The 13,962-nt window shown below is 64.4% G+C and carries 10 protein-coding genes and 1 pseudogene; 2 read left to right on the top strand and 9 right to left on the bottom strand.

What is annotated here, in order from left to right; translation table 11 throughout:
* Positions 1–94: 94 nt before the first annotated feature.
* The 5 genes from ACFOJ9_RS29980 to ACFOJ9_RS30000 all read right to left on the bottom strand — a co-directional run bounded on the left by ACFOJ9_RS29980 (position 95) and on the right by ACFOJ9_RS30000 (position 8,024).
* On the bottom strand, positions 95–3,274 hold the full coding sequence (locus ACFOJ9_RS29980) for an efflux RND transporter permease subunit (RefSeq protein WP_378984372.1): 3,180 nt from the start codon (positions 3,272–3,274) through the stop codon (positions 95–97).
* A gap of 80 nt (positions 3,275–3,354) precedes the next feature.
* Positions 3,355–4,527 carry an efflux RND transporter periplasmic adaptor subunit gene (locus ACFOJ9_RS29985; protein ID WP_378984375.1) on the bottom strand — a complete coding sequence of 391 codons (1,173 nt, stop codon included), beginning with the start codon at positions 4,525–4,527 and terminating at the stop codon, positions 3,355–3,357.
* Between the two features lie 154 nt (positions 4,528–4,681).
* Positions 4,682–5,290, bottom strand: a complete 609-nt coding sequence (locus ACFOJ9_RS29990) for a hypothetical protein (protein ID WP_378984378.1) — start codon at positions 5,288–5,290, stop codon at positions 4,682–4,684.
* Positions 5,287–7,560, bottom strand: coding sequence for a xanthine dehydrogenase family protein molybdopterin-binding subunit (locus ACFOJ9_RS29995; RefSeq protein WP_378984380.1), 2,274 nt, complete (start codon positions 7,558–7,560; stop codon positions 5,287–5,289). Before ACFOJ9_RS29995 ends, ACFOJ9_RS29990 begins: the two co-directional genes overlap by 4 nt.
* A 2-nt stretch (positions 7,561–7,562) precedes the next feature.
* Positions 7,563–8,024, bottom strand: a complete 462-nt coding sequence (locus ACFOJ9_RS30000) for a (2Fe-2S)-binding protein (RefSeq protein ID WP_378984382.1) — start codon at positions 8,022–8,024, stop codon at positions 7,563–7,565.
* Positions 8,025–8,148: 124 nt separating this feature from the next.
* Here ACFOJ9_RS30000 and ACFOJ9_RS30005 point away from each other — a divergent pair, with 124 nt between their 5' ends.
* Positions 8,149–8,748 carry a TetR/AcrR family transcriptional regulator gene (locus ACFOJ9_RS30005; protein WP_378984384.1) on the top strand — a complete coding sequence of 200 codons (600 nt, stop codon included), beginning with the start codon at positions 8,149–8,151 and terminating at the stop codon, positions 8,746–8,748.
* Positions 8,749–8,771: 23 nt separating this feature from the next.
* On the opposite strand, the gene ACFOJ9_RS30010 is transcribed toward ACFOJ9_RS30005, so the two are convergent.
* The 3 genes from ACFOJ9_RS30010 to ACFOJ9_RS30020 form a co-directional block, all read right to left on the bottom strand.
* Positions 8,772–9,902 carry a patatin-like phospholipase family protein gene (locus ACFOJ9_RS30010; RefSeq protein WP_378984386.1) on the bottom strand — a complete coding sequence of 377 codons (1,131 nt, stop codon included), beginning with the start codon at positions 9,900–9,902 and terminating at the stop codon, positions 8,772–8,774.
* Positions 9,903–9,951: 49 nt separating this feature from the next.
* Complete coding sequence (locus ACFOJ9_RS30015; protein WP_378984389.1) at positions 9,952–10,734, bottom strand: 3-hydroxybutyrate dehydrogenase; 783 nt, start codon at positions 10,732–10,734, stop codon at positions 9,952–9,954.
* Between the two features lie 208 nt (positions 10,735–10,942).
* Positions 10,943–12,031, bottom strand: coding sequence for a citrate synthase/methylcitrate synthase (locus ACFOJ9_RS30020; protein WP_378984391.1), 1,089 nt, complete (start codon positions 12,029–12,031; stop codon positions 10,943–10,945).
* Between the two features lie 97 nt (positions 12,032–12,128).
* Between ACFOJ9_RS30020 and ACFOJ9_RS30025 the strand changes: the two are divergent.
* Positions 12,129–13,300, top strand: a pseudogene (locus ACFOJ9_RS30025) (citrate synthase).
* Between the two features lie 21 nt (positions 13,301–13,321).
* Here ACFOJ9_RS30025 and phaR read toward each other — a convergent pair.
* The gene (gene phaR, locus ACFOJ9_RS30030) at positions 13,322–13,933 is read right to left on the bottom strand and encodes a polyhydroxyalkanoate synthesis repressor PhaR (protein ID WP_378984393.1); all 612 of its coding nucleotides are present in this window, start codon (positions 13,931–13,933) and stop codon (positions 13,322–13,324) included.
* Positions 13,934–13,962 lie beyond the last annotated feature (29 nt).

Consider the following 13,962-nt stretch of genomic DNA (forward strand, 5'->3'; position numbering starts at 1 on the left):
CCGGTGACAACGCTTTGCGTTGCACCTGGGGAGACAATGCAAAAGGCCGCCCGGTTGTTCCGGGCGGCCTTTGCCGGTCAAATCGGCAATGGGTCTATTCGGCGGCTTTCGGAAAGGCGATCTCCGGCTCGGCTCCGGCATCCTGTCCCGGCGCGTCGGTCGACGAGATCTCGCCCTTGCCACGCCGGAACAGCCGGCTGAACCAGCCGCGCCGTGCGCCCGGCTTGACCTTGGCGCGGGTGAACACCATCAGCATCGACGGCGTCACCACCAGCGTCAGCACGGTGGCGAAGGACAGGCCGAAGACGATCGCCGAGGACAGCGAAATCCACCATTGCGTCGACGGCGCGTTGATCGTCGTCTCGTGATGGAAGATTTCCAGCCCGAGGCCGAAGGCGATCGGCAGCACGCCGAGGATGGCCGACACCGCCGTCAGCACCACCGGGCGGGCGCGTTCGCGACAGGTCTGCAGCACCGCTTCGACCCTGTCCCAGCCTTCTTCGCGCAGCCGGTCGTAGGTGTCGATCAGCACGATGTTGTTGTTCACCACCACGCCGGCCAGCGCGATGACGCCGATGCCCGACATGACGATGCCGAACGTCTCGCCTGTTATCAGCAGCCCGAGGAACACGCCGATCGTCGCCATAACCACGCAGGACAGCACTAGCCAGACGCTGGTGAACTTGTTGAACTGCGCCAAAAGCACCAGGAAGATCAGGAAGATCGCCGCTCCGAATGCCTTGCTGAGGAAGGCGCTGGCTTCGGCGCTGTCCTCGTTCGAGCCGGCCAGCTTCCAGCGGATGCCGCTGCCCAGATCCATATCGGAGACGGCTTTAGTGACCTGCTCCTGCACGGCCGCGACCTGGGCGCCGGCGGCGACGTTGGCCTGGACGACCACCGTACGCGCGCCGTCGATGCGGTTGAGGATGCCGACTGTCGGTTCGGGCTTGCGCACGACGAAGTTCGAGATCGGCACCGAGCCTTGCGAGGTCTGCACCCGCAATTCGTCGAGCGTCGACAGCGTGCGCCGGTCCTCGGGCAGGCGCAGCCTTATGTCGACGGCGTCATCGGCTCCGGCCGGTCGGTATTCCGAGAGCTTCAGGCCGTTGGTCACCAGCTGCACCACGGTGCCGACCGAGGTTGGGCTGATGCCGTATTGCGCCGCCTTGGCGCGGTCGACCTCGAGCGCCCAGTCGACGCCGGGCGGCGGCAGGCCGTCGGAAATGTCGATGACCCCAGGCACCTTGCCAATGCGCGCCGCGACAGCCCGTGCCTTGTCGTCGAGCCCCTTGGGATCGACAGCCGAAAGCCTGATCTGGATCGCCTTGCCGGTCGGCGGACCGGCCTCCGGCACGCGCACCTCGACATCGACGCCAGGAATGCCGGCCATGACGCCGCGCAAATCATCCAGGATGTGGTTCGCCGACTTGCGCTCGCGCCAGTCGATGAATTCGTACTGGATGACGCCGACGACGTCTTCGGGGATATCCTGCCCGCCGCCTTGCGTCTTGCCGACGCGGGTATAGACCGACTTGACGCCCGGCCAGCCGAGCAGCCTGTTTTCCGCGATCTTGGTTGCGGTATCCATTTCGGCCAGCGAGAGATTGCCGCGCGCATGCACGTAGAGCAGGCCGTAATCCGGCTCGACATTCGGGAAGAACTCGACGCCGGCGCCGTATTTCGAATAGGCAAAGCCGACGCCGAACAGCAGCGCGACGGTCAACACCAGCACGGTGACGGGAAAGCGCACCGCCTGCTTGACGATTGTCATGTACCAGCCGTCGCGATTGTCGTCCTCGTGATGCGGCGGCGCCTTGGCGAAGATCGCACCCAAGGTCGGCGCGAACACCAGCGCGTAGAGCATCGAGGCCGACAGCGTGACGATCAGCGTGATCGGCATGTACTTCATGAAGTCGCCGATGATGCCCGGCCAGAACAGCAGCGGCGAGAAGGCGGCGATGCGCGTCATCGTCGCCGCAATGACGGGACCGGCCATGCGCTTGGCGGCGAGCGCAAAGGCTTCCTCCTTCGGCATGCCTTCGCTCATCCGTCTTTCGGCGAACTCGGTGACGATGATGGCGTCGTCGACCAGCATGCCGACGGCAAGGATCAGGCTGAACAGCACGATCATGTTGATCGTGTAGCCCATCATCGCCAGCAGCAGGATGCCGATCAGGAAGGACGACGGAATGGCGAGGCCAATGAGCAGCGAGGCGCGGCCGGACAGCGCGTAGAGAATGACGATGAACACCAGGATGACGGCGATCATGACGTGATTCTGCAGATCGCCCAGCAGCTGGTTGACGAAGACCGACTTGTCCTGCGTGTAGGTGACATTCATGCCTTCGGGCATGGACTTGACGAAGTCGTCGGAAACCGTCCGCACCTTGGCGATGGTGTCGATCAGGTTGGAGCCGATACGCTTCTTGACTTCGATGGCGATGGCCGGCTTGCCGTTGAGGCGCGTCACCGTCTCGGCATCCTTGAAGGTCGAGCGGATCGTCGCGATGTCCTTGGCCTGCACCACGGCATTGGGGCCGGCGACCACCGGCAGTGCCGCGACATCCTCCGGCGTCTCGATCAGCGAAGGGACCTTGACGGCGTACTTGCCTTCCGAGCCCTCGATGTTGCCGGCGGCGACCAGGCTGTTGGAGTTGCCGACCGCACCGATCAGCTGATCGAGCTGCAGACCATAGGAAGACAGCTTCATCGGATCGATGACGACTTCGATGAGATCGTCGCGCGCACCTTGCAGCGAACCTTCGAGAACGCCGGGCACCTCCTCGATGCGGTCGCGCAACTCGCGCGCGGCGGCGGTCAGCACGCGTTCGGGCAGATTTCCCGAGAGCGTGACGACGAGCACCGGAAATTCGGAAATGTTGACCTCGGTGACGACAGGCTCTTCGGCTGCTTGCGGCAGGTCGGCCTTGCCGTCCTGCACCTTGCTGCGCGTGTCCTGCAGCGCCGTGGCCAAATTCGTCTGCGGCTGGAATTCGACCAGCACGTAGCCACCGCCCTGGAAGGCGGCCGAACGCATTTCCTTGAGGCCCTTCAAGCTCTTCAGCTTGCTTTCCATCGGCCGTAACAGCAGCCGTTCCGAATCCTCAGGGGAAATCCCCTGATAGATCAAGCTGATATACATCATCGGAATCGGAACGTCGGGCTCCGCTTCCTTCGGCGTCGACTGGTAGGCGACCGCGCCGGCAAGAATGAGGAAGACCAGAACCGAAATGGTCAGCCGGGCATTGTTGATTGCGAGTCTGACGATATCCATGGCTAACGCCTGTTCTTGAATTTCAGGAGCTGCGTCGCAGCCGATTGCCCCGCCCAGGGTTAGTCCGTCGCTGCCTCTTGCTACTGCGTGCCAGCAGTCGCTTCGCCCAGCAGCTTCTTGATGGTCGCCTGGTCGGCCTCGACCGGGTTGACCAGATCGCCTTCCTTCACCAGTTCCTGGCCGGCGACGATGATGCGCGCATCGGCCGGGATGCCGCCGAGCACGAGGCCGGTCGGCGTGTCGTCGACGAGGTCGATCGGGAAGAACGCCACCTTGTTGTCCTTGCCGACGGCACGGATACCGAGGTCGCCCTTGTCGCCAAGCGTCACCACCGAGCGCGGCAGCAGGACCGCATCGGTCGGTTGCGCGTTGAGCGCGATTTCCGCCGTCATCCCGGCCGGTACGGAGCCGTCGCCATTGGGGATCGCCACCTCGACCCGGAAGGTGCGGGTCGCCGATGATGCGTCGCGGCTGATGTAACGCACGGTGCCTTCGACAATCTGGCCGCTGACCAGCCGTACATTGGCCTTGTCACCCAGCTTGAGGTAGCCGAGGTCGCGCTCGCTGACTTCGCCGCGCGCGATCACCGGATCAAGCTTGAGGATGGTTGCCACCTCGCCGCCCTGCATGATGGAACTGCCAAGTTCCACCGGCACCCGGTCGATGACGCCGTCGAAAGGCGCCTTCACCTCGTTGCGGTCGAGTTCGGCCTGCGCTGTTTCCAGCTGCGATTGCGCCAAGGTCAGATTGGAGCGGGCGGTGTCGAGCTGCAGCTTCGGCAAATTGCCTGTTTTCATCAGCCGCAGGGCCGCGTCCAGCTCGGCCTGGCGCTGCACCACGAGCTGCCTGGCGTTGTCGACCATCGAGATCTTTTCTTCCGCCGCCAACATTAGCACCAGATCACCGGTCTTGACGTGATCGCCTTGCTTGACAGGCAGCTTGTCGATGACGCCGGCAACACGGGTTGCGAGCACCGCGCGCTTGTCGGCTTCGGTAAGCCCGGAAATGCGGATGGCGCGCGCATAGGTTTTGCGCGGCGGCGTCACCACCGCGACGGTGCGCAGCGGTGCCTTCGGCTCGGCTTCCGCCGTCTTCGGCTTGCTCGAGTCCGGCGCCTTGCCCTGCTCGACTTCGGCTGCCTTGGCCTTGTTGGCGGCTACGCTGCCGACCGACGAAAACTCGCCTGTCGCCATCCAGGCCGCGAAACCAATGAGCACAACAACGGCTGCAAGCTTGTGAAACCTGATTCTCATCGTCGTTTTTTCCACTGCGGGTTCGGCCAGCGTCCTCATAACGCGGGCGCGTCGCCGATATGGGTGCGCGCCGGGCCGTGTTCAATTTGCCGTGATCGGCGAAGCGCGCTTCTACATCAAAGTTGCACCGCAATATAGTCCGAAAGTTGCAAGATCATTGCGCCACCGGACAAGATGCGCCCGCCGCCGCCCAGTTTTCGATCGCTTGATAGGTAGTTTCGGCAGAGCCCGGAGCCGGTTCACGACCCGACCCCGGCGCCCAACCCCAGGCGACCAGCCTGTCGTCGCGAACATGCAGCGCGATATCCTTCAAGCTGCGGTTGCCATTGCGCAGGGGATCCTTGATCTGGCTGCAGATTTCGGCCGAGGATTTGCCGAACCAGACCATCTCGGCTGGCGCCAGATGCCAGTTCTCGGCTCCGGGCGGCCCATGCAATGCATTGGAATTGCTGGAGAAATGGCAGGTCGTGCAGCGCAGGCCCGGATTGCCGAAGCCCGATCCGTCAGCACCGCGCTGGACATTGAAGGCGTGAACGCGGGTGCCGCCATAATGCGCACCGGACCAGCGCGGCCGGTCGTCCGCAACATGACAGTCGGCGCAGCGCGGATGCGAGAACACCGCATAGATCTTGTCCCATTCGGACAGGCTTTTTGCGGCGTCAACCGACGGCAGTGCCGGCGTCTGGCTCTCTTGCGCGATCGCGAGCGGCACTGCCAAGACAAGCATGGCAGCAGGCGTCAGCATGATGAGGAGCTTCTTCATGCGAAGGCCACCGCTTTCGACAGCGGCAGCGTGCGGATGCGCTTGCCGGTGAGCGCGAAGATGGCGTTGGCCAGCGCCGGCGCCGCCGGCGGTGTGCCGACCTCGCCGACGCCGCCCATCTTGTGGAAGTTTTCCAGGATGGCGACTTCGAAGACCGGGCACTGGAAGATCCGCATGGCATCGAAATCGTGGAAGTTCGACTGTTCGACCATGCCGTCGGCGAAGGTGATTTCCTGACCCATCGCCGCCGACAAGCCGTAGATGGCGGCCGAGATCAGCTGCGCCTCGATGATGCCGGGATCGAGCGCGGTGCCGACATCGGCGGCGATCCACACCTTCTCGATGCGGATGCCGGCCGGCGTGTCCGCCACCTGGACGATCTCGCCGACCCAGCTGCCGAAGGACAGAGTGAAGGCCACGCCCTTGGCCTTGCCGGCGGGCAGCGCCTCGCCCCATTTCGCCATCGCGGCGACTTTCTCCACCACCTTCACCGCCGAGGGATAGGCGGCCATCAGTCTCTTGCGCATCTCGACCGGATCGACTTTGCCGGCGACGGCGATCTCGTCCATGAAGCCTTCATGGAAGAAGCCGTTGACCGAACTGCCGACCGAGCGCCAGGAACCGACAGGGATGGAGACCGGCGCCGCGACACCGGTGACCCGGTAATTCGGGATGGTGTAGGGCTGGTCATATGCGCCATCGACAATGGTCTTGTCGGGACCGAGCGGCGATATCGAGGGGAACAGCCGGCGCAGCGTGCCGGCAATCACCGATGGCGAGGCCATCTTCATGTCGACGGCGACCGGCATGCCATCGTCGCCGAGCCGCGCCTGAAATTTGCCTATAGCGGCCGGCCGGTAGGCGTCGTGGCGCATGTCTTCTTCACGCGTCCAGGTCACCTTGATCGGGCGCCCGCCCGTCTCCTTCGACATCAGCGCGGCGCACAGCGCGTAGTCAACCTCGACGCGCCGACCGAAGCCACCACCCATGAAGGTGGTGTGCACGGTAACCTTGTCCTGCTCGATGCCGACCGCGTTGGCGCAAAGCTGCCGCACCAGGGTCGGCGCCTGGTTGCCGCACCAGATGTCGAGCGCGCCGTCCCTGAGCTGCGCCGTGGCGTTCATCGGCTCCATCGTCGCATGCGCCAGATAGGGCACGGCATAGTCGGCCTCGACGATCCTTTCGCGCGGCGCGTCGGCAAAGGCGGTCTCGACGTCGCCATTGTCGCGCATCACCGAGCCCTTGGTGCCGAGCGCCTGCTTCAGGACATCGGATATGGCGGCGCTGCTGAGCGGATATTCGGGATCGGCCCACTGGGCGTCGATCGCCTCGGCCGCGTTGAACGCCGCCCATGTGTTGTCGGCGATGATGCCGAAGCCATGGCCGTAATTCGTCTCGAGCGGCACGATCTTGATCACGCCAGGCATTTTCTCGGCCCTGGAGAGGTCCGCCTTGACCGGCCTCGACCAGAAGCGCGGGCTCATCTTGACCGTGCCGTAGACCATGTCCGGCAGCCTGACATCGATGCCGAAGATCGGCGCCCCGGTCACCTTGGCCAACATGTCGATGCGCTTCTGCGGTTTTCCCAGCAGCGTCCAGTCGGCCCGGTCCTTGAGCCTGACTTCGGCCGGAGGTACCATCGCGGCGGCGACCGCGGCGACCGCGCCATAGGTCAGCGACTTGCCCGACGCCTTGTGCAGGATCGAACCGTCGGCCGTTTCCAGATCGGTCGCGGCGACACCCAGTTTTTGCGCCGCCGCCGCGATCAGCATCTGTCGGGCGGCTGCACCCGCTTGCCGCATCTTGTCAAAACCATCGCGTGTCGAAGCCGAACCACCAGTGCCCTGCAGGGCCAAGAATTTGCCGACCACGCCGAGACCCGAGCGCACCGCTTGCGCGGTCATGCTCTCGTCGAAAAAGGCGAACGGACCGCCCTCTTCCAGGATCGCGGCGTTGTAATAGGCATGGGAGGCCGGCCCATGCTCGACCTTGACCCGGTCGAGGCCGACATCGAGCTCTTCGGCGACCATGGCGGCAAGCGTCGTCGAAATGCCTTGCCCCATCTCGGCGCGCGGCGCGATGATGGTGATGGTGTTGTCGGCGCCGATCTTCACATAGGGGTTGAACGTCGCCTCGCCCTTGCCGAGCTCGGCCTCGAGCGGGTTCGGAAAAGGCTTGCGATAATAGTAATAGCCGACGGCAACGCCGCCCGCGACAGCGGCCGCGCCGATCAGAAACGTGCGGCGGGCGATCTTTCCGACACTGGCCATGGTCAGAGCCCCGCTGTCTTGAGCGCTGCGGCCTTCTTGATCGCCGAGCGGATCTTCGGATAGGTGCCGCAGCGGCAGAGATTGCCGCCCATGGCGTTGTCGATGTCGGCATCGCTCGGCTCGGCGACCTCGTCGAGCAGCGCCACCGCGCTCATGATCTGGCCGGCCTGGCAGTAGCCGCATTGTGCGACCTGGTCCTCCTGCCATGCCTGCTGCACCGGATGCAGCTTGCCCGCCGTGCCGATACCTTCAATGGTGGTGACGGCGCCGCTGACCTGGCCGACCGGAAGCGAGCAGGATCGCACCGGCTGACCGTCGACATGAACCGTGCAGGCGCCGCAGGCGGCGATGCCGCAGCCGAACTTCGGCCCGGTCTTGCCAATGAGATCGCGCAGCGCCCACAGCAGGGGCATGTCCGGATCGGCATCGATGTCGAATGACTGCCCGTCGACGGTGAGGCGCATGGGGATACCCTTTGTTGTCGTCCACTGCCCAAGGGCGAAATGGCCAACCGGTCATTTCGCCTTCAAACAGATTGACAAATTCCGTCATTTTGTCAATCTGGATTTTGCAGGATAGAATTGCTCCATGAACCAGATCGAAGACATCGCCGCCACCGACCCCAAACGCATCCGTATCCTGGATGGCGCAATGAAGGTGTTTTTGGCCTATGGCTTCTCCCGCACCACCATGGACGACATCGCCCGCGCCGCCGACATGTCGCGCCCGGCGCTCTATCTCCTGTTCAAGAACAAGACCGACATTTTCCGCGCCATCGCCATGATGATCTTGTCGCGCTCGGTCGAGGCGGCAAGGGTGGCCCTGGCCGGCGACGGCGCTTTCACGGAGCGCATGATGCGCGCCATCGACGAGGCGTTCATCTCGATGATGGGCGCCGTTGTTGCCTCGCCGCACGGCGCCGAACTGCTGGACATGAAATCGAGCCTTGGCGATCTGGTCGGCTGCTGGCGCGGCGGGCTTGGCGAACATATTGCCGCCGCGATCCAGGGCGAGGCAGCCAGGAACGGCGCCGATCTGGCGGCCAGGGGCCTGTCGCCGCAACTGCTTGCCGACATGCTGCTCGACGGGCTGGAAGGCATGAAGGCGCGGATCAGAGATCCGGAAGGGCAGCGGCAGGCAGCCGCCGCCCTGATCAGGGTGATCGACCTGACCTTGAAAGCTCGATGAAACCAGCTGTGCCGGGGTTCAGCTCAGGCCCGACGGCGAACCACCTCGGGGTTCTTGCGCACAGCCAGGAATTCCTTGACCCGCCGGCCAGGTGCCGGTCCGCGCACCGGCTTGAAGCCGTCATCCAGTTCGCCGGAGAGATCGAGCGTCGGACGCTTGCCGACGGCGTCGTAATTCTCTTCCAGCCAGTCGCTGGCGGCGGTACGGCCGAGATCGCGCAGATAGGTCAGGAACGCCCATTCGGCATTGACCTTCGATGACGCCGACAAGTCCTTGAACGCCTCATCGGCATCGATGCGGTGCATGCGGATGTCGCGATATTCGCCATGCGGCAGACGGCCGGCGGCGATCAGCTCCTTGATGAAGGCGATCGAGCGGAATTCGCGCAACAGCCCGGCGTTGAAGGTGATCTCGTCGATGCGGTTCTGAATCTCGTTGGCGCTCCTTGGTGTTCCCTCCCGCACCACCGGATTGATCTGCACCAGAAGCACATCTTCGGTCGCGGCCGTCTTGAAGAACGGAAAAAGCGCCGGGTTGCCACCATAGCCGCCATCCCAATAGGGCACGCCCTTGATCTCGACGGCGCGGAACAATTGCGGCAGGCAGGCCGAGGCCATCACCGTGTCGAGGTCGATCTCGCCATCGGAAAAGACGCGCAACTGTCCGGTCTCGACATTGGTCGCCGAGATGAACAGTTCCATCGACTTGCAGGCTCGGACATTCCTGAAATCGATCTCCTGCTGAACCACGTCGCGCAGCGGATTGAGGCCGAGCGGGTTGGCGACATAGGGTGAGAACACCCGCGACATGGTGTCGAAGAAGAGATAGCCCGGCGTGTTCTCGATCGACCAGTTGCCCCAGGCGACATCCCACGGCATACGCTGCACCGGGCTGAACCGGCCCTTGGCCGCCACCGCGCGCCAGAAATCGTCGAGTTTTTGCCGCGCGCCATCGACGCCGCCGCGGACAAAGCCGTCGGCCAGCGCCACCGCATTCATGGCGCCGGCACTGGTGCCCGACACTGCTGATATCTCCAGCCGTCCGTCCTCCAGCAGCCGGTCGAGCACACCCCAGGAAAAGGCCCCGTGCGAGCCGCCGCCCTGAAGTGCTACGTTGATCTTCTTCGTTTCCTCCGCCTTGCCGTTTTTGGTCATGGCGTCGTCCTTGATCTGTCTGTTTGGGTAGATAAGAAAATTTTGCGCCTCACGCGGCGGTCCAGCCACCGTCGACGGAGAGATGCGTGCCGTTGACCTGCGCTGCCGCGTCCGAACACAGGAACACTGCCGCTGCCGCGATCTGCTCGACCGTGACGAATTCCTTGGTCGGCTGCTTGTCCAGCATGACCTCACGGATGACGGTCTCGCGGTCCATCTTGTTGGCTTTCATCTGGTCGGGGATCTGCGCCTCGACCAGCGGCGTCAGCACATAGCCCGGGCAAATGGCGTTGCAGGTGATTTTTTCACGCGCCAACTCGAGCGCGACCGTCTTGGTCAATCCCATGATGCCGTGCTTGGCCGAAACATAGGCCGATTTGAACGGTGACGCGACCAGGCCGTGTGCCGAGGCGATGTTGACGATCCGGCCGCCGCCGGCCTTTTTCATCAGCGGAATTGCGGCTGCGATGGTGTGGAACGCCGACGACAGGTTGATAGCAATAATGGCGTCCCATTTCTCGATCGGGAAGTCTTCCACTGGCGCGACATGCTGGATGCCGGCATTGTTGACGAGAATATCGACCGACCCGAATGTCTCGGCCGCCTTGGCGATCAGCGCCCGGCATTCGGCCGGCTTCGACATGTCGGCCTTGATGTAGGCGGTCTTCACCTTGTGCTGTCTGGCGATCGCGTCGGCGACGGCTTGGTCGGCGGCCGTGTCGGAGAAGGAGTTGACGACGACGTTGTGGCCTTCGGCCGCCAACGCCTGGGCGATGGCCAGGCCAATGCCCGATGTGGAGCCGGTGATAACTGCGGTTTTCCTAGTGGCCAAGGGCGGAATCCTCTGGTTGCGGCAAGAGCGGGCTTATGTTGCAGTGCAGCATATATGCTCAATGCGACGCAATAACAGCGGCCAGAATTTGCGGCGAGATGAAATTTTCGTCATGAGCGGACGCACCGCCGCTCTCTGGGAGGACGCCAGCTGGATCGTCTCGTCCTTCGGCGGGCGCCGCCCCTCTCCTGCGAAACCGAAGAAAGCTTCAGGCAACGAGGTCCGGCACCGGCCCGACATAACGCGACTGCGGACGGATCAGCCGTCCGGTCGTCTGCTGCTCGCGCGCATGCGCGATCCAGCCGGCGACACGCCCGGCGGCGAAGACGTTGCTGAAGGCTTGGCTGGGAAAGCCCGCCGCCTCCAGCAGCAGCGCGGTGTAGAACTCGACATTGGTCTGCAGCGAGCGCGACGGCTTGGCGACCCGCAGCACGTCGAGCGCTGCTTGTTCCACTGTCTCCGCGAAGGCCAGCCGGCCGCCGGTTTCACTCTCGCCGCCGAGTTGCCGCACGACCGCTTTCAGCACATCGGCGCGCGGATCGCGCACGCGGTAGATGCGATGACCAAAGCCCATGATACGTTCGCCATGCGTGATCTCGTCTCTCAGCCAGCCGACGGCATCGCCATGCGCCTGGATTGCATCCAGCATCTCGATGACAGGGCCGGGCGCGCCGCCGTGCAGCGGCCCCTTGAGCGCGCCAAGCCCGGCCAGCACCGACGACGTCAGACCGGCCTGCGCCGAGGCGACCACGCGACTGGCGAAGGTCGATGTGTTGAGGCCATGGTCGCAGACGGTCACCAGATAGGTGTCGAGCGCTTTCGCCAGCGCCGGTGAGGCGACGGCGCCGCTCAGCATCCTCAACATGTCGGCGGCATGGCCGGCGCGACTGTCCGGCGCGATCGGCTCCTCGCCGCGCTGCTGGCGCAGCAGAGCCGGCGTCAGCACGGCGGGTGCCGCGATGAGCAACAAGGCGTCCGTCAGCGTGTCGCCGTCCGGCAGCAGCGCCATGCCGGCGCGCATGGCGCTGTAGACATCGAGCGATGCCAGCAAGGGCAGTGAGGGCAAAAGCCGCTCGAACACGTCCGCACGCGCTTGGCCGATCCCTTTCGCCAGTTCCGCATCGCCGGGAAGGTCGTCAAAGAAGCCGTCGAGCAGCAGGCGCACCACCTGGGCATAGCTCCAGCGGCCGGCCAGTTCCGGTAGCGAATGACCTCGGATCGTCAGACGGCCGCCAAGACCATCCACGTCGGAAAGCACTGTTTCCGCCACCACCACGTCATCGAGCCCATTCGCCATAGCCTGTCTCCTTGAACCGTTTCCGGATCGCAGATAAGGCTAGGCAACATGCCCATCAATCTTGATCAATAGAATCAATATCTAGGAGGATGGAGCCCTGTCGGAGTGGTTATCCAGGGAAGAAGCGCTTGAGCGCCTCAAGGTGCGGGCACAGACGCTGTACGCCTATGTCAGCCGTGGCCGCATCGGCATGCGGCCCGACAATGCCGATCCGCGCCGCAGCCAGTATCGCGCCGACGACATAGCGGTGCTGGCAACGCGGAGGGCGCGCGGAAGAAGCCCGTCAGTCATCGCTGAAAGCGCCATTGCCTGGGGCGAGCCCTCGATCGCAACGGCGATTTCGACCGTCTCGCACGGTCGGCTCATCTATCGCGGGCGGGACGCCGCAGCGCTCTCCGGGCACGCCACACTGGAAGAAGCCGCTGCCGTCCTGTGGGCCTTGCCGGAACCGGTGGCTTTCGAAGCAACGTCGCCGGACGCACCCTATCAAGCGGGCCGGGCCTCGGCCTTTGCGCAACATCAAGCGGGCCGGGCCTCGGCCTTTGCGCAACTTGCCGTGCTTGCCGGCCAGGGGCGCCCATCGCTTGGGCGCAACGCAGCCTCGCTGCATGCCGATGCCGCACACGCGGTCGGCGTGCTGGCCGGCGCGCTGGGCGCACCGGCGGGATCAGGTCCGGTCCATCAGCGGCTGGCGCAGGACTGGTCGGTGGATGCTGGCGGCGCGCAAGCGATCCGCCGCGCGCTTGTCCTGCTTGCCGATCACGAACTGAACGCGTCGACCTTCGCCGCGCGCGTCGCAGCCTCGACCGGCGCGCCGCTGGCCGCTTGCCTGCTGGCAGGGCTCGCGACACTGTCAGGCCCGCGCCATGGCGGCGCCGGCGAGGCGGTGATGCAACTGGCCGAGGATGCAGCGCGGCATGGCGCCGATGCGACGATCCGGCGCTGGCTCAGCCATGACCGGCCGCTGCCGGGGTTCGGTCATCAACTCTATCCCGACGGCGATCCCCGGGGGCGGCGCTGCTGTCGGTGATCGAGGTTGACGGCGCACTATCGTCGCTGCGCGACGCTGCCCTTGCCGCGACCGGTGCGCTTCCCAACATCGACTTTGGCCTGGCCGCGCTGACGCGCAGCCTTGGCTTGCCGCGCGATGCACCGTTCCGCCTGTTCGCGCTCGCACGCAGCGTCGGCTGGGCCGCGCACACGGTCGAACAAATAACAAGCGGAAGTGTCATCAGGCCGCGCGGCCGCTATGAGGGAGTGCTACCGTAAGATCGCGAGAGCGCTGAGCGCTCACGACATCGTGTCGAGCTTGCGCTGCATGGCCGCGATCTGGTCCTTCAGTTCCTGAAGGTCGTCGGGTTTTTCTGGCGTTTCCTTCCTGGCCGGCTCGGGCGCTGGCGCAGCGGCTGGTGCGGTGCCAGCCGGCGGAAACGGCGTGAACAACCGCATCGCGTTCTGGAACATTTCCATGTTGCGGCGCGTCTGCTCCTCCAGCGCCTTGATCGGCGTGGTGATCTTCATCATGTCGAGCGGCGACTTGCCGAGCGCGCCCTTCATCTGCTCGCGAAAACGTTCCTGCTCCTTGGAGAAGGCGAGCATCGACTGTTCGAGGAAGCTCGGCACGATCATCTGCATCTGGTCGCCGTAATAGGCGATCAGCTGGCGCAGGAACGGGATCGGCAGCATGTTCTGCCCATCCTTGTTCTCCAGTTCGAAGATGATCTGGGTCAGCACCGGATGCGTGATGTCGTCACCGGTCTTGGCGTCCTGGACGGTGAATTCCTCGCCCTTCTTGACCATCTCGGCGAGGTCCTCGAGCGTCACATAGGTGCTGGTGCCGGTGTTGTAGAGGCGGCGATTGGCGTATTTCTTGATGATGATCGGATCGTCTTTAACGGCCATCTACATCCTCCCGGGGACACCGGCGCGCC

Origin of the sequence: Mesorhizobium cantuariense, assembly GCF_042647205.1 — a bacterium.
Taxonomy (GTDB): domain Bacteria; phylum Pseudomonadota; class Alphaproteobacteria; order Rhizobiales; family Rhizobiaceae; genus Mesorhizobium; species Mesorhizobium cantuariense.

Bases quoted from the DNA above. Each gene is read 5' to 3' on its own strand.
- ACFOJ9_RS29980 (WP_378984372.1), bottom strand. From the start codon at position 3,274: ATGGATATCGTCAGACTCGCAATCAACAATGCCCGGCTGACCATTTCG.
- ACFOJ9_RS29985 (WP_378984375.1), bottom strand. From the start codon at position 4,527: ATGAGAATCAGGTTTCACAAGCTTGCAGCCGTTGTTGTGCTCATTGGT.
- ACFOJ9_RS29990 (WP_378984378.1), bottom strand. From the start codon at position 5,290: ATGAAGAAGCTCCTCATCATGCTGACGCCTGCTGCCATGCTTGTCTTG.
- ACFOJ9_RS29995 (WP_378984380.1), bottom strand. From the start codon at position 7,560: ATGGCCAGTGTCGGAAAGATCGCCCGCCGCACGTTTCTGATCGGCGCG.
- ACFOJ9_RS30000 (WP_378984382.1), bottom strand. From the start codon at position 8,024: ATGCGCCTCACCGTCGACGGGCAGTCATTCGACATCGATGCCGATCCG.
- ACFOJ9_RS30005 (WP_378984384.1), top strand. From the start codon at position 8,149: ATGAACCAGATCGAAGACATCGCCGCCACCGACCCCAAACGCATCCGT.
- ACFOJ9_RS30010 (WP_378984386.1), bottom strand. From the start codon at position 9,902: ATGACCAAAAACGGCAAGGCGGAGGAAACGAAGAAGATCAACGTAGCA.
- ACFOJ9_RS30020 (WP_378984391.1), bottom strand. From the start codon at position 12,031: ATGGCGAATGGGCTCGATGACGTGGTGGTGGCGGAAACAGTGCTTTCC.
- phaR (WP_378984393.1), bottom strand. From the start codon at position 13,933: ATGGCCGTTAAAGACGATCCGATCATCATCAAGAAATACGCCAATCGC.